We start from the raw sequence: 20,167 nt of genomic DNA, 5'->3' as shown, positions 1-20,167 counted from the left end.
GTGATCTCTGTCCCGGCTTTATTCACTGGTGATGAGGTCTCCACGACCGAGCCACACGAGGTACTAGCGTCCGGTGTCACTCCGAACCAAGGAGGGCGCTGTGCCACCAGCAAACCTCACCAGACCCATCGCCTCCAGCCGAACCATCGGCACCGGGCTCATCATTGGAGCGCTCGCCGTCACGCTGGCGGCGATCCTCATCCCGGTGTCGCTGTTCGGCGAGAGCAGCGCGGCCCTGCCGCGCAACGGCGTCACGGACGACGGCGGTGGGACGGTCAGCACCCAGTACGGGCCACTCACGGCCACTGACCGGGACTTTGTCCGCAAAGTCAGGCTCGCCGGAACGTGGGAGCTCCCCGCCGGGCGCCTCGCCCAGGAGCGGGGCGACCGGGACGCGGTGAAGACCGCCGGTGAGCATCTCATCGAGGGACACACCGAACTCGACCGCCGCTCCGAGGAGGTCGGCCGGGCGCTCGGGATCCAGCTGCCCAACCAGCCCAACGCGCAGCAACAGGGCTGGCTGAACGAGATGACCAGCGCCGGCAGCAGCGCCCAGTTCGAGCGGGTGTTCGCAAACCGGTTGCGCGCCGCTCACGGCAAGGTGTTCAACCTTGTGGCGCAGGTGCGAGCCGAGAGCCGCAACTCCATGGTCAGATCTCTGGCCACCAGGGCCAATGCCATCGTTCTCGACCACATCACGGTCCTCGAGGACACCGGGCTTGTCGACTTCGACACCCTCTAACGACTAAGTGAAGTGATCTTATGAGGCAACAGACCCACAAACGCGGGCGGTTCACCAATAAGACCGTCGCCATCGTCGCCGCCCTGGCGCTCGGCGGTGGCGGGGCCGCGATCATCGCCGCCAACGCGTCCGCCCACGGCGACAAGGGCGACTCCGGCCAGAACAACACCGTGGCCGCGAAGGCGGGGACGATCCAGTGCCCCGATGTGGGGCAGAAGCTGAGTGATGTGCCGGAGAAGGCCAGGCCCGAGGTCGACAAGAACCTGGCCGAGCTGGACAACCAGGTGGCCAAGGCCTACCAGCAGATGAACCAGCGGCAGGGTTCGAGCGACGCGGTGCTCTCCAAGCTCAACGACGAGCGCTCCCGGACGATGGACAACATCGGCTCGGCCATGGGCGGCGACAACTCCCAGCTGCAGGGGATGAACGACTGCAAGTGGCAGGAGGTCGCCACCCAGGGCGGTCAGCAGCAGGGCGGTCAGCAGCAAGGCGGCGACCAACAAGGCGACCAGCAGGGCGGCGACCAACAAGGCGGTCAGCAGGGCGGCGACCAGCAAGGTGGTCAGCAGGGCGGCGAGGGCGCCAACGAGGTGCCCGGCAACGCGGGCGGCCAGGCGGGCAACGGCCCCTCGCAGGACGACTTCGTCGACATCACCAAGGTGCAGCCGAACGTTCAGCAGCCGCCGCAGGCCCAGCAGAACGGCTCCACCGGCACCTTCGCCACCGAGTGCGGCGTCGGCGACCCCCAGCTGCGCAACAGCGACAACGTGATCGTCGCGCCCGGTGTCGGCAACGGCGCCCACCACACCCACGACTACGTGGGCAACGACAGCAACGACGCCTTCGCCAACAACCAGACCTTCGAGCAGGGCGGCACCTCCTGCGAGAACCAGGAGGACAAGTCGACCTACTACTGGCCGGTGGTCCGCGCCCAGGACGGCAAGGACGAGGCGGACGCCAATGAGCTCGGCGGTGGCCAGGAGGGCAACGTCGGCACGATCCTGACCCCCAAGAGCTCCAAGATCGAGTTCAAGGGCAACGCGCAGAGCAAGGTCACGGCGATGCCGAAGTTCCTGCGCATCATCACCGGTGACGCCAAGGCGTTCACCAACGGCGACAAGAACGCCAACGCCTCCTGGAGCTGCACCGGCTTCGAGGACCGTCAGCTGACCGACAAGTACCCGCTCTGCCCCGAGGGCAGCTCGGTCACCCGGACCTTCGACTTCCAGAGCTGCTGGGACGGCCAGAACACCGACAGCGCCAACCACCGTGACCACGTGGCGTTCGCGGGCGAGGACGGCTCCTGCCCCAACGGCTTCAAGGCCATCCCCCAGTTGGTGAACACCATCACCTACGACGTGCCGGCCAACACCCCGTTCGCCGTGGACGGGTTCCCCGAGCAGTTGCACAAGCCCATCACGGACCACGACGACTTCATCAACGTGATGTCGGAGGACCTGATGAACGAGGCGGTGGACTGCATCAACAGCGGCAAGCAGTGCGGCTGATGGAACACGCTCACCAGGCGCGCGTCGGCCGGAAGGCCGGCGCGCGCCGCGCTGTCACCGGGCACTTACACGAGGCCGCGGACGACGACGCGGCCACCGACCCGCCGGCGGCGGAACATCCGGACACCGAGGGGCTTCAGGGCCGGGAGCATACCGACCGCCCGGTCCGCCCCCTCTCGGACCACGAGCTCACCCGGCAATTGGCGGAGGGTTACCGGTCGGGCAGCAGCAGCCCGGCGGCGGGCGACCTGCTCTACCGCCGCCACCACGCGGCGACCCTGCGCTACGCCCTGACCTGCTGCCGTGACCCGCATGACGCCGAGGACCTGGCCTCCGAGGCGTTCTTCCGCACCTTCCAGGCCGTTCGTGCCGGGGGCGGACCCCGGGGTCCCTGGCGGCCGTATCTGCTCACGGTGGTGCGCCATACGGCGACGGAGTGGAGCGCCGGGGCGCGCCGGGTGCTGCTGACCGCCGACTTCGAGTCCTGGCGGCAGTACGCGTCCACGGCCGATCCCCAGCAGTATCTGGTGGCCCGGGAGGACCGCCGGTTGCTCATCCGCAGCTTCCGGGGGCTTCCCGAGCGCTGGCAGATCGTGCTGTGGCTGACCCTCGTCGAGGAGGAGCCCCCGCACCGGGTGGCCGTGCTCCTGGGCATCTCCCCCAGCGGGGTGACCTCGCTGGCCTTCCGGGCCCGGGAGGGGCTGCGGGAGTCGTATCTGCGGGCCCATCTGGAGTCGGCACGCGACGACCGGTGCCGGCAGTACAGCGGCCAGATCGGCGCCTCGGTGCGCCGGGGCGGGGTGCCCGGCCGGGCGCTCGCGCGCCATCTGGCCGGATGCGCCTTCTGCTCCCACGCCTACAGCGAACTGCTCGGCCTGAACGCGGCGATGCGCACGGCCCCGCGCACCGCGGCGCCCGCCGGGGCGTGAGGCTAGGGCCCTCCTCGGGCGATCCGCGTCATCCGAGCGGCGGGCGCCGGATCCGCCCGTGACAGCGAGAACCGCCGACCGCGTGAGCGCGGCCGGCGGTTCGCCTTCCGCGGGTCAGAGTCCGTTGACACGCGCCTCCCTGGCGATGCCCAGCGGACGGACACCGGGGGGCGCACCGGCACGGGTCCGGCGGCCGACCCGGGACGCGTGGCGCCGTATCCGGTCCATCTGCGCCATCAGCCTGCGGCCGCGCAGCGCCATCTCCAGCTCGAAGCGTATTCGGGGATCCCGCAGGCCCGGCCCGAAGAGCTTCTCGATCTGGCGCAGCCGGTAGCGCACGGTCTGCGGATGCACCTTGAGGGCCTTGGCCGCCTCGGGCGCGCCACCGCCCTCCAGCCAGGCCAGCAGCGTCATCTGCAGCCGCTCGCTCTGCCGGGGGGTCAGCCCGACCAGCGGCTTGAGCCACCGGGCGGCCAGCGCCCGGACCAGCGACTCGTCCTGCAGGAGCAGCAGCATCGACAGATGGTCGTCGACGAAGAGCACCCGGGCCTCGGGGCCGGGGCGGGCGGGTGCCAGGGTCAGCAGGCGCCGTGCCCATCGCACCGACGAGGACGCGTCGTTGAGCGGCACCACATGGCCCACGGCCGCGGTACGGCCGCGCAGCGCGGTCTCCAGCGCCGCCCGGGTGCCGGGCTCGGCGGGCGCTTCGCGCTCCGGCTCCCGGTCGCCTTCCGGGGTGGCGGCGGGGGCGGCGGTCTCCACTGTGGGCCCCGGGTCCGCGTCCGGGTCGGGGATCAGCAGGCACAGCTCGTCGCCGACCGCGCCGATGAGGGTGTCGCCCAGCACGGCGGCCAACTGCGGTGCCTCGCCCGGGGTGGGCAGGGCGATGGCCTGCACCGTCTCGGGAAGCGGCCACCGGGCGGCCCGGGAGAGCTCCATCAAGGTGCGCTCGGAGACCGCCACTTCACCGATGAGGGCCTCGAACAGATCGCGCCGGGCCCGCTCGGGCGGCACCTCGGCCAGCGCCTCCTCACCGGAGGCGGGGGTCGCGGCCTGCTCGCCCACGCCGTCCTCGCCCGCCTTGCGGTGGCCGAGTGCCGTCAGGAGAGCCTGCTCGACTCCCCCTCGGACCTTGTCTCGCTCAGAGTCCTCCAGAAGTTCGGCGAATCCCGGAATTCTGTGCCGAAGGTTCTCAACCACCTCGTCGGCCAGGGACGGGAGTTCATTGCGCAGCACTCGGGTCCACTCACCACGGGGGCGGGACCAGATGCGGTTCACGAGTTCGCCCATCATTACCTCGTTCTTGCCGGGGGGAGACCGGGCCGTTGGGGGGTCGGCCAGGTCCGTGGAGGTTGCCTCCGTCACCGGTTCGTCCAGTACCGGTCAGGGAGTCGAGGGTCCTCCGCTACGTCATAGAGGACCCTGCCCCCTCCCGGTCCCGACACTTTGCCGGTTCTTTGCCATTGAAACGACAGTGGATCAGCCGGGGGCGGCGTGGTCAGGGTCCGCCCACGAGAAGTTGTCACGTTACGACAAATCTTATGGAGATCACGTGTACTTCCGAGAAGCTGCTGCCCCCAAGACGACTTTGACGTATCTCGTCACCCGCGCGAATCCGCGCGATCGGGAGGCTCCAATGTCCATGTCCCAAACGCCGCTCCCCTCCTCGCAGGGGCGTCACGGGGGACGCCGGGCTCGAGGCGGACGACGGGCCGCTCGCCGGACTCAGCAGCGTGATCCATCCGGGATGGGATGGCCACGCCACATCCGGATCTACGCCATTCTCGGCTCCATCGCGCTGTCCTTGTATGTGGCCTGGGACGCCGGCGCGTTCGCCAAGACCTTTGTGTTCCTCGACTTCGGCGCGGGTGTGCTCGCGCTGGTCTGTCTGACGTCGGCGGTGCTGTGGGGGCTCGCCGCGACCGACCAGCTGATCCTGCACACCAGGCAGCGGCTGATGGCCCAGGCAATCCACCGGGCGGCCGCGGTAGCCGGTCTGCTCTTCCTGGCCGTTCACATCTGGGTCAAGATCGCGGAGAGCCACACCAACGCCGCGTCCATCGTGCTCCCGTTCGCTGACGCAAATCAGCCGGTGCTGATCGGGCTCGGCACCATCGCCGGCTATCTCTTCGTGATCGCCGCGGTGACCGGTGCGGTGCGCAGCTCGTTCGCCTCGGCCGGCAACTCCCGCTGGCGGTACCGCTGGTGGCGGGCGCTGCACGTGGGCGCCTATCCGGCCTGGTGCGCCGCGCTGATCCATGGACTGAAGGCGGGACGCGCCGCCAAAACCTGGGCCACCTACGGCTACATCGCCGCGCTGGCCGGTGTGGCCATCGCGCTGTGGCTGCGGCTGGTCGCGCGGCGGCGCCAGGACATCGACCGGGCGGACGGCATCGAGGTCAGGAATCCTCCCGCCCGCAGCATGCAGGAGGGCCGGACCCGGCGGGCCGGTCCCGCCGTGCCGCGCCCCCGTTCGGCCGAGCCCGGCTCGCGTGACAGCCAGCCGCTCGGTGCCTCTCGCGGGTGGGACCGGTGATCACGACCAAACCCAGGCTCGCCTGTGTCGACCCGCCCCGGCTGCTGGCCGGGCTCGACGAGGTGTACCGGCTCGACCGGGTCGGCCATCTGACCGTTCATGGCACCATGCCCGCCCTCCGGGCGGACGAACTCGTGGCGCTCGCGGAGAACATCGATCTGCGCGGGCGCGGCGGCGCCGGTTTCCCCTTCGCCACCAAGGTCCAGGCCGTCGTGGAGTCGGCCGGCCGGCGCGAGGGCCGCTGCGCCGTCGTGGTCAATGGCAGCGAGGGTGAGCCCAGCTGCCTCAAGGACACCGCGCTGCTGCTGCACACCCCGCATCTGGTGATCGACGGCGCCGTCCTGGCCGCCGAGGCGCTCGGTGCCGAGGAGGTCGCCATCGCGGTGCACCGTACGGATGTCGAGGAGTCCGTGGCCGCCGCGATCGCCGAACGCGGCCCCAGCGGGGTCCCGGTGAGCGTGAACCGCACCCCGGACCGGTTCGTCGCCGGTGAGGGCGGCGCGGTCATCAACGGCATCAGCGGCGCCCCGGCCATCCCCAACGGCCGGAAGATCCGGACCAGCGACAGCGGGCTCAGCGGTCTGCCCACCCTGCTGTCCAATACCGAGACCTTCGCCCAGCTCGCGGTGGCCGCGCGGATGGGCGCCCTGCCGTACCGCTCGGTGGGGCTGCCCACCGAACCGGGCACAACGCTGCTGACGGTCGGCGGGAAGTACGTGATGGAGACGCCCACCGGGGTGCCGCTGACCTACGTCCTGGAGCTGTGCGGTCTCACCCCCGGCCAGGCGGTGCTGGTGGGCGGCTACCACGGCAAGTGGCTGGACCCCCGGAGCATCAACGCCGCCACCATCTCCCGGGAGTCCATGAAGAAGTACGGCGCCCGGCTGGGCGCCGGGGCGGTGCTGCCCATCCCCGAGAACACCTGCCCGCTCGGCGAGACCGCGCGGGTGGCGCGCTGGCTGGCCGCCGAGACGGCCGGTCAGTGCGGGCCCTGCTTCATCGGGCTGCCGGCGCTCGCGGACGCCATCGGCCAGGTGGAGCGCGGCGGCGGCCAGGCCTCGATCGACAATGTGCGCGCCTACGTCAACTCCGTGCGGGGGCGCGGGGCCTGCAGCCATCCCGACGGAACCGCCGGTTTCGTGACCACGGCGCTGGACGCGTTCCCCGAGGAGTTCGAGGCGCATGCGCTCGGCGCCGGCTGCGGACGGCCCACGATGGGCGTGCTGCCGCTGCCGGAGGACGCCCTGCCGCCGGCCCTGCCACCCGCCCCGCTGAACCCCGCGGCGCGCGACGGGCGCCCCCAGCGGGGGCCGATGGAAAAGCTCCTGGTGGACTGGTCGCTGTGCCAGGGCCACGGGCTGTGCGCGGACATCCTGCCGCCCGAGGTGCTGACGCTCGGCATCGACGGCTATCCGGCCTCGGCCAAGATGGATGTGCCCCGGCAGCTGCGGGCCCAGGCGGTGCGCGCGGTCCGCCGCTGCCCCGCCCTGGCGCTGCGTATCGAGGAGTAGCCCACCGGGTGACCCACCGCACCACCCGACACCACGACGGCCGTGCGGAACGGCCGTCGACCGCTGCGCGCTCGAGGATCCGGCGTTTTTTGCGTCAGGTGACAAATTCGGAAGCCGCTGAGCGCCGTTCCGCGCGGGCTCCGTATGGACATCACGTCGGCGCAATCACCGCCGGACCGATCGAGATTGCAGAGGGATGGTCATGGAGAAGCGTCACATCGCGTTCGCCGGGGTGTCGGTAGCGATGGTTCTGCTGACGGCGGCTTGCGGCAGCAGCAAGGACAACTCCGCGGGCAGCGCCAACGTGCAGCCGGCGGGTGGCAGTCAGACCGTGGGTGCGGGGGCCTCCGCGTCGGCGGGCGCGGGCGCGGTGGCCGGCGCGACCGGCGGCTACGAGGCGGGCGGCGACAGCGGTGCCGCCGCGGGCGGCGAGGCCGGGCGCACCGGTCCGGCCCAGCAGCTGGCGGTCAAGGAGGACGCCAAGCTGGGCAAGTTCGTCACCGACAGCAAGGGCTGGACCCTCTACCGGTTCGACGAGGACACCCCCAAGCCCGCCAAGTCCAACTGCAACGACGACTGCGCCACCAAGTGGCCCGCGGTGCCCGCGGACGACGCCGCGGCCACCACCGGTATCGAATCGAGCAAGCTGGGCTCGGTCACCCGCTCCGACGGCACCAAGCAGCTCACGCTGGCGGGCTGGCCGGTCTACCGCTTCGCGGGCGACGCCAAGCCGGGTGACACCAAGGGCCAGGGCGTGGGCGGCACCTGGAACGCGCTGGCGCCCGACGGGAAGCCGGCCGGCAAGACCGCGGCCGCGGACGACAGCCTCCAGCTCATGGTCAACAACAACGCCGAACTCGGCAAGATCATCGTGGACGGCAAGGGCATGACCGTCTACCGGTTCGACAAGGACAGCGCCTGGCCGATGAAGACCGGCTGCCTCGGTGCCTGCCTGGACACCTGGAAGCCCGTCAAGGCCGTGGACACCACGAAGGTCGCCGGGCTCGACGCCGCGAAGGTCACCTCCTTCAAGCGCCCCGACGGCACCAAGCAGGCGGCGTTCGACTGCTGGCTGCTGTACACCTTCACCGGGGACAAGAAGCCCGGGGACATCAACGGCCAGGGCGTGAAGGGCACCTGGTTCGCGGTCACCGACAAGGGCAAGAAGGCGGGCCAGTAAGACAGACTCCATCACTTACGGTCCACCGCGGCGGGTGGCCCGAGGCCGTCCGGCCCGGGCCGCCCCGCCGGATTTCTACGGGAGGTTGATGTGTCACTCGCACTGCGTGCCACCGCGGTCGGCGCGGTCCTGCTGTTCCTGGCCGGCTGCGGTGGAGGCGATCAGACACACGGCGCCAAGCACGAGCAGAAGAAGGTCTCCCCCGCCACCAAGGAGTTCGCCAAGCCCGGCAAGCCCGCGCCGCTGACGAAGATCGCCGACGCCATCGGCTGCAAGGCCACGGTCATCACCGAGGCGGACGAGCTGCGCCAGGGCGCCTGCGGGTCCGGCGGGAAGCGGTTCACGATGGTCACCTTCGCCACCGACAAGGGCCAGCACGACTGGCTGACGACGTCGAAGGACTACGGGGGCATGTACCTGGTCGGCAAGCGCTGGTCGGTCACCGGTCTGTCCATGAACTCACTGGAACCCCTGCGCGAGAAGCTCGGCGGATCCCTCGAGAAGGGGATGTCCCACGGTGCGTCCCATGACGGGATGAAGCAGGGGGACGGGATGGACGGCATGGAGGGCATGGACGGCTCGGCGAGCCATACGGGCCACGACGGGAAGAAGTGACACGCGGCACCCGCCGACCAGGCGGTGGGCGTGCGCCAGTCCCTCAGGCCGCCCGGGAGTCCGCCCATTTGACCAGCTCCGGGTCGGCCAGGGTGGAGACCCACACATCCACCGGCGGGGGCTCGTCCACCGGCTTCCGCGGCCCGACGCCGAGCACTCTCAGCCCGGCGCGCGAGGCGGACAGAAACCCGCAGTGGGAGTCCTCCACCGCGAGGGCGTCCTCGGGGGCCGCACCGCACAGCCGGGCGGCCTCCAGATAGACGTCGGGATACGGCTTGGGCCGCACCTGCCCCTCGGGGACCAGCACATGGCCGAAGTACCGCAGCAGCCCGGCCTTGGCGAGCCCGTCCTCGACGACGTCGCGCGGGCAGTTGCTGGCCACGGCCAGCGGGGCGAACGCCGCCGCCTTCGCCACCAGTTGGGGCGCTCCCGGCATGGTGACCGGGTCCTCGGCCACCAGCCGGCGGAAGGCGTCCAGGAGCTGTTCGGTCATCTCGTCGGCGAGTTCGGGGCGGCCGGCGAATTCGGCCAGCATGCGGCCGCATTCGGTGTAGTGGAGCCCCTTCGTGCTTTGCGCGAGCTCCTCGTCGGGGGCGGTTCCGTGATTTCTGAGCACCACTTCGCGCGCCTCCACCCAGTGTCGTTCGGAATCCATCAGGGTGCCGTCGCAGTCGAAGACGATGGCGGCTGGGGTCCATCCGAGAAACTTTTCGGCTGTCATCTGTCTGCCGTTCCATGGGAGGTGGAGGGATCGGCGCAGGGAGTGCCTGTACGTGCGAGGAACCGCGCAGTGGAAATGTCCTGGCGGCTCGGAAGTGGCGCTGTGCGCCGACCGCTGCTGTCGTACGGGCCGTGAACTTCGCCTGCCCGAAACATAACGATCACTACGTTAGTTAGCTGACCCGCGGTAAGCAAGGGGTCACTCAGTGTCGGCGGTTTGTTCGTCGTTCAGTCCGTTCGTCGCCCATGAGTTCGTCGCACAGTGTGTTCGTCGCTCAGAGGTACTGGAGTACGCCGACCGCCGTGCAGATATCGGCCTGGCGCAGCCGGAAGACGCACGTTCGGCCGTGGGAGGTGCACTCGACCACGGCCGGCGGAAACGACTCGGTGAAGCGGATCGCCTTCATACGGCAGGCGACGGGCCGGGTCAGCGTTCCGCCGGTGGCCAGCGCGGCCGCCTGACGGGCGCCCTCCAGCAGCACCAGGCCCGGCACATGGTCGCTCCAGTGGTCGAAGAAGAACGGATGGCGGGGGTCGGCGGGGTCGAGGTAGACCACTCCCCCGTCCTGTACCACCAGCACGTCCCGGGCCGCGGGAACGGCCAGTTGCGCAGGTGAGGGCCGCACCGCGGCGCGCAGCCTGCGGCGTGCGGTGTGGCCGTGGAAGGCGGACCGGGTCTCCGCGTAGGCCGTGCCGTCCAGGAAGCGCGCGGTACCCCCGGCCCAGGCGAAGAGCTTGCCGCCCGCGGACAGCACGACATCCAGCCGCATCCCGGAGACGAAGCGTCCGCAGGGGGTGGTGCGGATGTCGGTGACGGCGGCCCGGCAGGTGATGTCGGAGGCGCCGTACGGCGCCCGGGGTTCGGTCTCGGGGTCCAGCCGGTAGGAGATGTCCCGGATCAGGAAGTGCGCCCCCGCGGGCACCGCGTAGTACCGCGTGGGGATGTAGATCCCCAGCTCGCGCAGGGTTTCCGCGATCATCAGCGGATGGTGGCGGCCGTCTTTGCCGTGCGGGAAGGTGGGATGGGACCTCGGCCACTGGGCGGCGGCCTCGAAGCGATTGTCACCGTGCGTACGCACGTCGGTGAGCAGCACCTCGGCCACCGAGACCCGGTGCACCGCCTCCCGCGCCACGGTGCGGGACCAGCTGAGCGGCCGCCCGGTGGGACCGGACGGCTCCGAAAGGCCATGAGCCTCACGAACGATCACCTTAAAATACTAATAATGTTTGACCTGTCTCGCCTCATCACCATCACCGGCCGAAAGTCCGCTAAGTTCTCCCCGTCACATCCGACGGGCTGCTGAAGGACGGCGAACACGTGCAAGAACGGGCCGAGCAAACACGCCGATCCCTTCTGGAGGCCGCCGCGTTCCTTTTCGACGAACGGGGATACGCCGGCACGAGCATCAGCGACATCACCGCCCGGTCCGGTCATACCAGCGGCGCCATCTATTTCCATTACACGAGCAAGGAAAGGCTCGCCCTCGCCGTGGTGGAGGAACACTTCGCCACCTGGCCCCCGCTGATCGAGCGCTACACCGCCCTCGACGCGCCGCCCCTGGAGCAACTCGTGCGGCTCAGCTTCGCGGTGGCCCGCGCCTTCCGCGACGACATCGTGGTCCGCGCCGGGGCCCGGCTGTGGACCGAGCGCACCCTGATCGAGGCGCCCATGCCACCACCCTTCGTGGGCTGGATGGACGCCGTGGGGCAGATGATGGAGAAGGCCCGGGCCGAGGGCGATCTGGCCCCGCATGTCGATCCGCTGCCCGCCGCCCGGACCGTCGTCTTCGCCTTCTTCGGGCTGCACACCGTCTCCGAGGCCCTCGACGGGCGGCGGCTGGTCGAGGACCATCTGGCCGATCTGTGGACCCTGCTGCTGCCCTCGCTCCAGGCCCGGCCCATGGACACCGCGAGGCTGCTGGCGCTCGCCCGCCCGGACACGCCGCCCCCGTCAGAGTGAGGCGCCCGCGCACATCACCAGCGTCTGCCCGGTGACCGCGCCGCCCTCCGGGCCCAGCAAGAACGATGTCAGCCCCGCCACCTCCTCGGGACGGACCAGCCGGCCCAGCGGTGGCATCACCGGCGGGGTGCCGCTGCGGCCGGGGTCGCGCAGCATGGGGGTGTCCGTGGGCCCCGGCGCCACCACGTTCACCGTGACCGCCCGGGGCGCCAGCTCGGCCGCCCAGGACCGGGCCAGGGCGGGCAGCGCCGCCTTGGTGGCGGCGTACTGGCTCTTGCCCGGGACGCCCGTCATCGTCCGGCTGCCCACCAGCACCACCCGGCCGCCGTCCGCCACCCGGTCCACCAGGGTGTCGACCAGGACGCCCGCCGCCTGCACATGGATCCGCCACATGAGGGATCCGTCCTCGGGCGCCAGCTCCCCCAGCCGCGCCGAGCGCTGAACGCCCGCCGCGTGCACGATCGCGTCCACCCCGGACACCGGGGCGAGCACCTCGGGGAGGTCCTCCGGCCGGGACAGATCGGCCGGGATCCAGTGCAGCCCCGCGACCGGCCGCGCGGGGGCCGTACGGCTGATCCCGGTGATCCGCCACCCCTGGTCCAGCAGCCGGGTGGCGACCGCGGCGCCGATACCGGAGCTGACACCGGTGACCACGGCGTGCCGGGGCTCAGACATCGGCCGCCCAATCCGGTGTGACCCGGACGTATTTGATGGCCCGGCGGTGGTAGGTGTACGCGATGTGCAGCGTGCCGTCGGAGCCCTGCCGGATGGTGGGGTAGGACAGCTCGCGGTTGAGCCGGTCGCGTGAGTTGTTGGTCAGGCAGTGGCCGTCGCCGGTGTCCAGATCGCGCCGTACAGGCCAGGTCAGGCCGTTGTCGGAGGACAGCGCGAGGCTCATCGGGGCGCGCGGCGCACCCCAGAAGGCACCGGGTGCCGCATCGTCCCGCGTGGCGGCCGGGGCGGGGGGCTCTCCGGTCCGTCCCTCGTCGTCGATCTCGTCGTAGAGGGAGATACGGCGGGCCGTGGCATCCGCCCGGCTGCTGTGGTTGTAGACCAGCGCGAGCCGCCCGTCGGCGAGCGGGACGTACTGCACGGAGGAGTTGTTGTTGGGCAGTCCGGTGCGGACCGGCTCGCTCCAGGTCTCCCCGCCGTCGGTGCTGTGCGCGCGGTAGACCGCGTCCGCCCAGCGGCTGCGGAAGAGGGCCAGCACGGTGGTGTCCGGCAGTTGGTGGACGTTCATGTGCACACAGCCGGTCGAGCCGGGCACGGGCCGCTCGCGCCAGGTCCGCCCCTGGTCGTCGCTGATCATCACCGCGCTGGTGTCGTGGTCGCCGACCCATGTGGACCCGGGGGTGGCCACGCAGTGGAACACCGGCAGCAGCCACCGCCCGGAGTCCAGGACGGCCACCGGCTGACGGATGAACACCCCACCCGCCTCGGTGGCCGGGAACAGCGTACGCGGCGTGCCCCAGGTGGCGCCCGCGTCGGCGGACACCCGCAGCCGGACCTCCGCCGTGTCCTGGTCGCCCGCCCGCTGGGCGGTGTAGAGCAGCCACAGCTCCCCGGCCGGGGTGGGGAACAGCAGCGGATTCTGCTCCGAGCGGGTGTCGTCGCCGGAGAGCCGGACCGGCTCCGTCCAGGTACAGGATCCGGGGGCGAGCCGGGAGAACCACACGGAGATGTCCGGTACGCCCTCCTGCGTGCCGCCGAACCACACACAGCCGAGGTCCCCTCCCGGCAGCACGGTGAGGTTGGCGGCGTGGTTCTGGACGGCGGGCGCCGGCAGGAACGCCTCCTGGCGCGCCGGATCGCCCGGGCGCGGCCGGAGCCGTCCGTCCGTCGGCGGCATCGCGGTGTCTTGGTCGGCGGTCATGGCGCCGGGCTCCTCATGGTTGCGGTGTGCGGGGATGTCTGCGGCCGGGCGGGCCCCGGCCCTCCGCCGGAGGGCGGACCTAGTGCCGCGTCAGTCAGGGTTTGCCCGGTAGCGAGGCGTCCTGGTGCGGTCAGCCGCGAGGCGCCGAACCGGCCTCGCGGGGGCACCTCCCGGACTTCAGTCCGGGGGCGGGCCTACTCGGTCGGTCCGGCAACGCCGCCGGGGGCACCTCCAGCGGTAGCTGGGTGGCGCCGTGCCAGGGCGGCGAGCGGGGCAAACCCTGGCTGACGCGGCACTAGCGGTTGTACGCGGGCATCGGGCCCCTGAGCTGGGCGCCCACCGCGTCGCACGCCGCCGTCACATCCGCCGGAAGGGGGCCCGCGGCCGCGGCGGCCAGATTGGCGCGGAGGTGTTCGACGCGGGAGCCGCCGAGCAGCAGCGCGTCCACCCCGTCCCGGCCGAGCAGCCAGCGCAGCGAGAGGTCGACGAGCGGGATGCCCGCCTCCTCGGCGATCCCGGACAGGGTCCGTACGGCCTCGAAGAGCCCGGCGTCCCAGTAGCGCTGCCGGTACATGGCGGCCACCCGGGAGTCGCCGAAGCGCCCCGACTCCGGCTGCTCCTCGAAGGTATGACGGCCCGTCAGCAGCCCGCCGCCGAGCGGGTTGTAGACCATGGTGCGCAGTCCGCTGGTGGCCGCGTACTCCCGGTACTCCTCCTCGATCCGCCGCGCCAGCAGGTTGTAGAGCTGCTGGGCCACCACCGGGCGGGGCGCGCCGACCCGTTCGGCGGCGTGGGTGATCTCGGCGATCTGCCAGGCGGCGTAGTTGGAGACGCCGAGCGCCCGGATCTTGCCCTCGGTGACGAACTCGGCGACCGCGCCCAGTGTCTCCTCCAGCGGCGTGGAGCGGTCGGGCTGGTGCAGATAGAACAGGTCGACATGGTCGGTGCCCAGGCGGCGCAGACTGCCTTCGAGTGCCGCGCGCATCCCGCGCGCGGACAGCGGTGAGTGGTCGCCCGCGTCGGGGTGCGGCATACCGGCCTTGGTGGCGAGCACGATCCGGTCGCGGCGGCCGGGGAGCAGCTCGGCCAGGATCGTCTCGGTGGCGCCGCCCGCGTAGGCGTTGGCGGTGTCCACTCCGGTGACCCCGGCGTCCAGCGCGGTGTCCAGCATCGCGGCGGCGCCCGCGCGGTCCACCGTGTCGCCGAAGGTCATGGTGCCCAGCACCAGCCGCGAGAGCGGCACCGGGACCCCCGGCAGGGCGACCCCGCCGGGCGACGCCTGGGTGGTGGTGTGGGGCTGCGGATGCGCGTTCACTGCGTTGCTCCTGGTTCCTGGTCGGTCGCGATCGCGGACACGAGGGCGCGCGGTTTGCGTCCCCGCATGGTCGTCGGGTCGAGCGCCGCCCGGCGCAGCGCCCTGGTGTACGGGTCGGCGGGGGCGGAGAGCACCGTGCCGGTCGGCCCGGACTCGATGATCCTCCCGGCGCGCATCACCACCACCTCGGAGCTGATCTCGCGGACCACTCCGAGGTTGTGGGAGATGACGATGTAGGCGAGCCCCTGTTCGGCCTGGAGTTCCCGCAGCAGCTGGAGGACCTGGGCCTGTACGGAGACGTCCAGCGCGGAGGTGGCCTCGTCGCACACCAGCAGTTCGGGGCCGCTGGCCAGGGCGCGGGCGATGCCGATCCGCTGGCGCTGGCCGCCGGAGAACTCGGCCGGGCGGCGCTGGAGCGCGCCGGAGTCCAGCCCCACCTGGTCGATGAGGACGGCGGCGCGGCGGGCGCGTTCGGCCCGGGAGCGCATGCCGTTCAGCCGCAGCGGCTCGGCCACGATCTCCTCGGCCGTCAGATGCGGGTCCAGCGAGCCGTACGGATCCTGGAAGACCATCTGCACCCGCTTGCGCAGCGGGCGCAGCCGTCGCTCGGGCAGGCCCGCGATATCGGTTCCGTCGAGGAGGATCCGGCCCTCGGTGGGGCGCAGCAGCCGGACGAGGGAGCGGGCGATGGTGGACTTGCCGCAGCCGGATTCGCCGACGACGCCGAGCGCCCCGCCGGGCGGGACGGAGAAGCTGACGCCGTCCACCGCGCGGAAGACACCGCCGGCGACCGGGTATTCGACCACCAGGTCCTCGACGGCCAGCAGGGGTGTGGTCACAGCGCCTCCTCGGTGACGGCGGCGGGGGTCTCGTGCCAGGGGCCCAGAGTGGGCACGGCGGCCAGCAGATCGCGGGTGTACCGCTCGCGGGGGTGGTCCACGATCTGTTCGACCGGTCCCGACTCCACGAAGCGGCCGCCGCGCATGACGTGGATGCGGTCGGAGACCAGCCGGGCCACGCCCAGATCGTGGGTGATCATCAGGATGCCGATGCCGGTGCGCTCCTGGAGCTCCATCAGCAGGTCGAGGACGCCCGCCTGGACGGTGACGTCGAGCGCGGAGGTGGGCTCGTCGGCCACCAGCAGCCGGGGCTCGGCGGCCAGCGCGATGGCGATGAGGACGCGCTGCAGCATGCCGCCGGAGAACTGGTGGGGGTAGGCGCCCCAGCGGGTCTCGGGGTGCGGGATCCGTACCCGGCCGAGCAGTTCGACGCCCTTGGCGCGGGCCTCGGCGCGGGACATCCCCGGGTGGCGCAGCCGGAGCGCCTCGCCGAGCTGGCGGCCGATGGTGTGCACCGGGCTGAGCGCGGTCATCGGGTCCTGGGGGATCAGGGAGACCCCCCGGCCGCGGATCCGCCCGGCCGCCTTGGCGTCGGCGATGACGTCGGCACCGAAGATCCGGGCCGTCCCGGAGAGGACGGCGAGCCCGTCGGGCAGCAGCCGCAGCAGGCCCATCGCGGTGGTGGACTTGCCGGAGCCGGACTCGCCGATGATCGTCACCGTCTCGCCGGGGTCGATGGTGAAGCCGACCCCGTCAACCGCGCGCACCACCCCGCGGTCGGTGATCAGCTCGATCTGCAGGTCCTCGACCTCCACCAGAGGGCCCGGGGCGCCGGTGTCGGGCGTGCCGTGGGTGCCGTTGGTGTCGCGGGTGCCGCGGGTGCCGCTCATCGGGTGCCCTCCGTCGCACGTCGGCGGGTACGGTCGCGCAGTCCGTCGCCGAGCAGATTGACCCCGACCACCAGCAGCACGATGACGAGGCCGGGCAGGGTCACCAGCCACCAGGAGGTGGTGATGTAGTCCTGGCCGTCCGAGATGATCCGGCCCCAGGTGGCGAACGGCCGCTGGGGGCCCGCGCCGAGGTAGCTCAGCGCGCTCTCCAGCAGCACCGCCTGGGCGAGCAGCAGCAGGACCACGAGCGAGGACTGGCGGACGATGTTGGGGATGATGTGGCGGGCCAGGATGGCGATCCGGGGCAGCCCCAGCACCTGGGCGGCGGCCACATACGGCTTCTCCCGCTCGACCAGCACCAGGGACCGGGTCAGCCGGGCCACCTCGGGCCACTGGGCGATGGCGATGACGCAGGTGATGACGGTGACGGAGGGGCCGAAGAGGGCCACCACGAGCAGCAGCATCATCAGCAGCGGCAGCGACATCTGGGCCTCCAGCAGCCGGGAGACGACGGCGTCCACCCAGCGGCCGTAGTACCCGGCGGCGGCGCCCGCGACGATGCCGATGAGACCGGAGACGACGACGGCGAGCACACCGATCGACAGCGAGACCTGGCCGCCGTGCAGCACCCGCGAGAGCACATCGCGCCCGAGCTGGTCGGTGCCGAAGAGATGGCCGTCGGTCAGCGGCGCCAGCCGGCGCCGGGAGAGGTCCTGATCGCCCGCGCCGGGCAGCGGCAGCACCTGGGCGAGGGCGACGGGGACCACCACCAGCAGGGTGCACACCGCGCCCGCCCACAGTTTGAGGCTCGCGCTGCGGCGGCGCCGGGTGGCGGTGGCGCGTGCCAGGTCCCTGCCGGTGACCGCGCTGGGGCGGGGCGCGGGACCGGCCTTCGCGGGGGCCGGGGGTTCGGCGGGGGTTTCGAGGGCGCCTTTCATCTCAGGCCGCCTTTCCCAGGCGTACCCGCGGGTCGAGCAACGGGTAGGCCAGGTCGATGAGGAGTTGGACGAGGACCGCCAGGGCGGCGGTGACCAGGACGGTCGCCTGGATCAGCGGATAGTCGCGGGTCTCCAGGGCGCGGACGACCAGCGAGCCGACACCGGGCCAGCCGAAGACCACCTCGACCACCACGACACCGTTGAGCATGGCGGCGAAGCGGGTGCCGAGTGCGGTGAGCACCGGGATGGCGGAGTTGCCCATGGCGTAGCGCCAGGTCAGTACGCGGTTCGACACCCCGCGGGAGCGGGCGACGGTGACATACGGCGCGGCGAGGGCCGCCACCATCTCACGGCGGACCAGCCGGGAGATCAGCGCCATCTGGAGGATCGCCACGGTCACGGTGGGCAGCACCAGTCCGCCCCAGGTGGTGAAGCCGGAGGCGGGCAGTACCGGAACGGCCACGGCGAAGAGGGTCAGTAGCATCACGCCGATCCAGAAGTCCGGCATGGACTGCCCGGCGATGGTCAGCACATTGGCGCCCAGCTCGCGTTTGGTGTCGGCGCGGCGGGCCATCCATACGCCCAGCGGCACGGCCACCAGCGCGGTGAGGGTGATCGCGGAGAGGGAGAGGGTGATGGTGTAGGGCACCCGGTCGAGCACCACGTCCAGGGCGGGCGCGTGGAAGGAGTAGCTGGTGCCGAGGTCGCCGGTGAACAGATCGCGCAGAAAGAGCCCGTACTGGCTGAGCAGTCCGCGGTCGAGGCCGAACTGCTCCCGGATCCGGGCGAGGTCGGCGCTGGAGGGGTTGGGCCCGGCCAGGGCCGCGGCGGGGTCGCCGGGGGCCATGCGGACCAGGACGAAAACGGTGGAGAGGGTCAGGAAGACCGTCAGGACGCTCTGGCCCAGGCGGCGTATCAGATAGCGCGTCACGGCTCAGCCCTCCAGACGCACGGCGGCGAGGTCGTAGGAGTTGAGCTGCAGCAGGCGCACATCGCGCACCCGGGTGCGGCGGGCCAGCACCACATCGGGGACGAAAGCCCACAGGCAGGGGCGGGTGTCCCAGATCTGCTGCTGGACGGCCGCGAGCTTGGTGTTCCGCGTCTTCTCGTCCGTTTCGGCGGAGGCGTCGGCCAGCCGGGCGGCGATCTTCGGAAAGACATAGCCCTGGTAGGTGTCCCGGGTCTTCTCCTTCTCCGCGGTGCCGCCGTACATGCCCTGGAGGCTGGTGGAGGCGTGGCCGGTGGGGACGGAGAAGCCGTTGCCGAGGACGTCCCAGTCGCCCCGGCGGCCCTGCCGCCACTGCTGGATGTCGCCGCCCGGTTCGAACTGCTGGAGGGAGGCGCGGACGCCGACCGCGCGCAGCATCTCCAGCACGGCCTCCATCACCGAGGTGTCCGCCGGGAACTCGCCGGACTCCCAGATGATCTTCACCTTGAGATCGCTCGCGCCCAGCGCGGCGAGGCGTTTGCGGGCCTGGCCGGGGTCATGGACGTAACGGCCGGTGCGCACCGAGCCCTTGAGGGCGAGCGGGATGACGCCCTCGGCCTGCTGGGCGGAGCCGGTGAGCACATCGCGCACCAGGGCCTCGCCGTCGATGGCGTAGCTGAGCGCCTCGCGCACCCGGGCGTCGGCCAGCGGATGTCCGCGCGGTTTGCGGAAGTTGAAGAACAACTGGTTGACGCGGGTGCCCGAGGTGCGGTCCAGACGCACCCCCGGCAACCCCTTGAGCTGCTCGGCGGAGTCGGGGGTGATGGTGTCGATGACATCCAGCTCACCGCTGCGCACGGCGACGACCCGGCTGGACTCCTCGGGGACGAAGCGCACCCGGACCCGGTCCACGGTGGGGCGCCGCCCCCAGTACCGGGGGTTGACGTCCAGGGTGTACTCACCGGTGCCGGAGTTGGCCGAGGCGACCACGTACGGGCCGGAGCCCACACCGCCGGACAGTTCCTCGGGCCGGTTCCGCGCGGCGGGGCTGATCAGGATGTTGGCCATCAGCTGGTCGAGGATGGGCACCGGGCGCTTGGTGTGCAGGCGGAAGGTGCGCTCGTCGACCGGCTCGACGGTGGGCATCTCGGGGAAGAGGCCGACGATGAACGAGCCGTTGACGCCCGCGTACATCCTGAGCGCGGTCGAGACATCCTTGACGGTGACCGGGGTTCCGTCGGAGTAGCGGACTCCTTCGCGCAGCCGCACCGTCCAGGCGGTGGGCCCGGTCATCTCGAAGCGGTCGGCGAGCACCATCTCGGGCCGGAGCCCCTTGCCGATCCGGGTCAGCGCCTGGCGCACCGCGCGCTGCACCGTGACCGCCGCGTCGAACTGGTTCAGCTTGTTGTCCAGGCTGACCAGCGAGCGGTTCAGCCCGAGGCTGATGGCCCCGGGCCCGGGGGCACCGGTGGGGCCCGCGCACCCGGTCAGCGGGGCGAGGGCGATACCTGCTGAGGCGCCTGCTCCGAGGCGCAGCACGGACCGGCGGCTGGGGGCCGGACCGAAGGGGATACGGGTCATCGTTGACCTCTCGGCGTTCCTGAGGCGAGCGACCGGATCGCTCGACCCGCGCGGCGTCCGGATGACGGCCGTACGGGTCAAAGTGTCGCGGCGGTCACCGTG

The 20,167-nt window shown here is 71.5% G+C and carries 19 protein-coding genes; 8 read left to right on the top strand and 11 right to left on the bottom strand.

What is annotated here, in order from left to right:
* Window positions 1–100: 100 nt before the first annotated feature.
* The 3 genes from AS97_RS39265 to AS97_RS39255 are packed head-to-tail and all read left to right on the top strand — an operon-like array spanning window position 101 to window position 3,179.
* Window positions 101–742 carry a DUF4142 domain-containing protein gene (locus tag AS97_RS39265; RefSeq protein WP_059146140.1) on the top strand — a complete coding sequence of 214 codons (642 nt, stop codon included), beginning with the start codon at window positions 101–103 and terminating at the stop codon, window positions 740–742.
* Between the two features lie 20 nt (window positions 743–762).
* Window positions 763–2,250 carry a DUF1996 domain-containing protein gene (locus AS97_RS39260; protein ID WP_125760695.1) on the top strand — a complete coding sequence of 496 codons (1,488 nt, stop codon included), beginning with the start codon at window positions 763–765 and terminating at the stop codon, window positions 2,248–2,250.
* Window positions 2,250–3,179, top strand: coding sequence for a sigma-70 family RNA polymerase sigma factor (locus AS97_RS39255; protein WP_059146218.1), 930 nt, complete (start codon window positions 2,250–2,252; stop codon window positions 3,177–3,179). Before AS97_RS39260 ends, AS97_RS39255 begins: the two co-directional genes overlap by 1 nt.
* 114 nt (window positions 3,180–3,293) lie before the next feature.
* Here the strand turns inward: AS97_RS39255 and AS97_RS39250 are convergent, their stop codons facing one another.
* On the bottom strand, window positions 3,294–4,469 hold the full coding sequence (locus AS97_RS39250; protein ID WP_059146142.1) for a PucR family transcriptional regulator: 1,176 nt from the start codon (window positions 4,467–4,469) through the stop codon (window positions 3,294–3,296).
* A gap of 457 nt (window positions 4,470–4,926) precedes the next feature.
* On the opposite strand from AS97_RS39250, the gene AS97_RS39245 reads away from it, so the two are divergent.
* From AS97_RS39245 to AS97_RS39230, 4 genes are all read left to right on the top strand, one after another.
* Window positions 4,927–5,715, top strand: coding sequence for a hypothetical protein (locus AS97_RS39245; protein ID WP_247204630.1), 789 nt, complete (start codon window positions 4,927–4,929; stop codon window positions 5,713–5,715).
* Window positions 5,712–7,226: an NADH-quinone oxidoreductase subunit NuoF family protein gene (locus AS97_RS39240; protein WP_063804931.1), complete on the top strand. Its 1,515-nt coding sequence runs from the start codon at window positions 5,712–5,714 to the stop codon at window positions 7,224–7,226. Before AS97_RS39245 ends, AS97_RS39240 begins: the two co-directional genes overlap by 4 nt.
* A gap of 202 nt (window positions 7,227–7,428) precedes the next feature.
* Window positions 7,429–8,406, top strand: a complete 978-nt coding sequence (locus AS97_RS39235) for an SCO0930 family lipoprotein (RefSeq protein ID WP_059146219.1) — start codon at window positions 7,429–7,431, stop codon at window positions 8,404–8,406.
* Window positions 8,407–8,496: 90 nt separating this feature from the next.
* Entirely contained in the window at window positions 8,497–9,021 is a 525-nt protein-coding gene (locus AS97_RS39230) for a hypothetical protein (protein ID WP_086708794.1), read from the top strand.
* A gap of 43 nt (window positions 9,022–9,064) precedes the next feature.
* On the opposite strand, the gene AS97_RS39225 is transcribed toward AS97_RS39230, so the two are convergent.
* Both AS97_RS39225 and AS97_RS39220 read right to left on the bottom strand, forming a co-directional pair.
* Window positions 9,065–9,742, bottom strand: a complete 678-nt coding sequence (locus AS97_RS39225) for an HAD family phosphatase (protein WP_210566562.1) — start codon at window positions 9,740–9,742, stop codon at window positions 9,065–9,067.
* A 274-nt stretch (window positions 9,743–10,016) separates the two neighbouring features.
* On the bottom strand, window positions 10,017–10,949 hold the full coding sequence (locus AS97_RS39220; protein ID WP_059146147.1) for a ScbA/BarX family gamma-butyrolactone biosynthesis protein: 933 nt from the start codon (window positions 10,947–10,949) through the stop codon (window positions 10,017–10,019).
* Between the two features lie 110 nt (window positions 10,950–11,059).
* On the opposite strand from AS97_RS39220, the gene AS97_RS39215 reads away from it, so the two are divergent.
* Window positions 11,060–11,701 carry a ScbR family autoregulator-binding transcription factor gene (locus AS97_RS39215; RefSeq protein ID WP_059146148.1) on the top strand — a complete coding sequence of 214 codons (642 nt, stop codon included), beginning with the start codon at window positions 11,060–11,062 and terminating at the stop codon, window positions 11,699–11,701.
* Here AS97_RS39215 and AS97_RS39210 read toward each other — a convergent pair.
* The 8 genes from AS97_RS39210 to AS97_RS39175 form a co-directional block, all read right to left on the bottom strand.
* Entirely contained in the window at window positions 11,693–12,376 is a 684-nt protein-coding gene (locus AS97_RS39210) for an SDR family oxidoreductase (protein WP_059146149.1), read from the bottom strand. The two genes, AS97_RS39215 and AS97_RS39210, sit on opposite strands and share 9 nt — an antisense overlap.
* Window positions 12,369–13,574 (bottom strand): exo-alpha-sialidase, encoded by a 1,206-nt coding sequence (locus AS97_RS39205; protein WP_210566561.1) that lies wholly within the window; start codon window positions 13,572–13,574, stop codon window positions 12,369–12,371. The genes AS97_RS39210 and AS97_RS39205 overlap by 8 nt, the downstream gene beginning before the upstream one ends.
* Window positions 13,575–13,869: 295 nt before the next feature.
* A complete protein-coding gene (locus AS97_RS39200) occupies window positions 13,870–14,889 on the bottom strand; it encodes an aldo/keto reductase (RefSeq protein ID WP_210566560.1) in 1,020 nt (339 codons plus the stop codon).
* Entirely contained in the window at window positions 14,886–15,728 is an 843-nt protein-coding gene (locus AS97_RS39195; protein ID WP_059146152.1) for a dipeptide/oligopeptide/nickel ABC transporter ATP-binding protein, read from the bottom strand. Before AS97_RS39195 ends, AS97_RS39200 begins: the two co-directional genes overlap by 4 nt.
* On the bottom strand, window positions 15,725–16,618 hold the full coding sequence (locus AS97_RS39190; protein ID WP_247204629.1) for an ABC transporter ATP-binding protein: 894 nt from the start codon (window positions 16,616–16,618) through the stop codon (window positions 15,725–15,727). Before AS97_RS39190 ends, AS97_RS39195 begins: the two co-directional genes overlap by 4 nt.
* Window positions 16,615–17,556 (bottom strand): ABC transporter permease, encoded by a 942-nt coding sequence (locus tag AS97_RS39185; RefSeq protein WP_059146154.1) that lies wholly within the window; start codon window positions 17,554–17,556, stop codon window positions 16,615–16,617. Before AS97_RS39185 ends, AS97_RS39190 begins: the two co-directional genes overlap by 4 nt.
* A 1-nt stretch (window position 17,557) precedes the next feature.
* Complete coding sequence (locus tag AS97_RS39180; protein WP_086710310.1) at window positions 17,558–18,487, bottom strand: ABC transporter permease; 930 nt, start codon at window positions 18,485–18,487, stop codon at window positions 17,558–17,560.
* Between the two features lie 3 nt (window positions 18,488–18,490).
* Window positions 18,491–20,065, bottom strand: coding sequence for an ABC transporter substrate-binding protein (locus AS97_RS39175; RefSeq protein WP_210566559.1), 1,575 nt, complete (start codon window positions 20,063–20,065; stop codon window positions 18,491–18,493).
* Window positions 20,066–20,167 lie beyond the last annotated feature (102 nt).

It is taken from the genome of Streptomyces sp. AgN23 (assembly GCF_001598115.1).
Classification (GTDB): Bacteria; Actinomycetota; Actinomycetes; order Streptomycetales; family Streptomycetaceae; genus Streptomyces; species Streptomyces antimycoticus.
Note: the sequence above shows the minus strand (reverse complement) of the source record. Positions and strands in the feature narration are given on the sequence as shown.

Coding starts and splice junctions, on each gene's coding strand:
- AS97_RS39185 (WP_059146154.1), bottom strand. CDS start 17,556: ATGAAAGGCGCCCTCGAAACCCCCGCCGAACCCCCGGCCCCCGCGAAG.
- AS97_RS39245 (WP_247204630.1), top strand. CDS start 4,927: ATGGGATGGCCACGCCACATCCGGATCTACGCCATTCTCGGCTCCATC.
- AS97_RS39210 (WP_059146149.1), bottom strand. CDS start 12,376: ATGTCTGAGCCCCGGCACGCCGTGGTCACCGGTGTCAGCTCCGGTATC.
- AS97_RS39205 (WP_210566561.1), bottom strand. CDS start 13,574: ATGACCGCCGACCAAGACACCGCGATGCCGCCGACGGACGGACGGCTC.
- AS97_RS39225 (WP_210566562.1), bottom strand. CDS start 9,742: ATGACAGCCGAAAAGTTTCTCGGATGGACCCCAGCCGCCATCGTCTTC.
- AS97_RS39255 (WP_059146218.1), top strand. CDS start 2,250: ATGGAACACGCTCACCAGGCGCGCGTCGGCCGGAAGGCCGGCGCGCGC.
- AS97_RS39175 (WP_210566559.1), bottom strand. CDS start 20,065: ATGACCCGTATCCCCTTCGGTCCGGCCCCCAGCCGCCGGTCCGTGCTG.
- AS97_RS39190 (WP_247204629.1), bottom strand. CDS start 16,618: ATGAGCGGCACCCGCGGCACCCGCGACACCAACGGCACCCACGGCACG.
- AS97_RS39260 (WP_125760695.1), top strand. CDS start 763: ATGAGGCAACAGACCCACAAACGCGGGCGGTTCACCAATAAGACCGTC.
- AS97_RS39235 (WP_059146219.1), top strand. CDS start 7,429: ATGGAGAAGCGTCACATCGCGTTCGCCGGGGTGTCGGTAGCGATGGTT.
- AS97_RS39250 (WP_059146142.1), bottom strand. CDS start 4,469: ATGGGCGAACTCGTGAACCGCATCTGGTCCCGCCCCCGTGGTGAGTGG.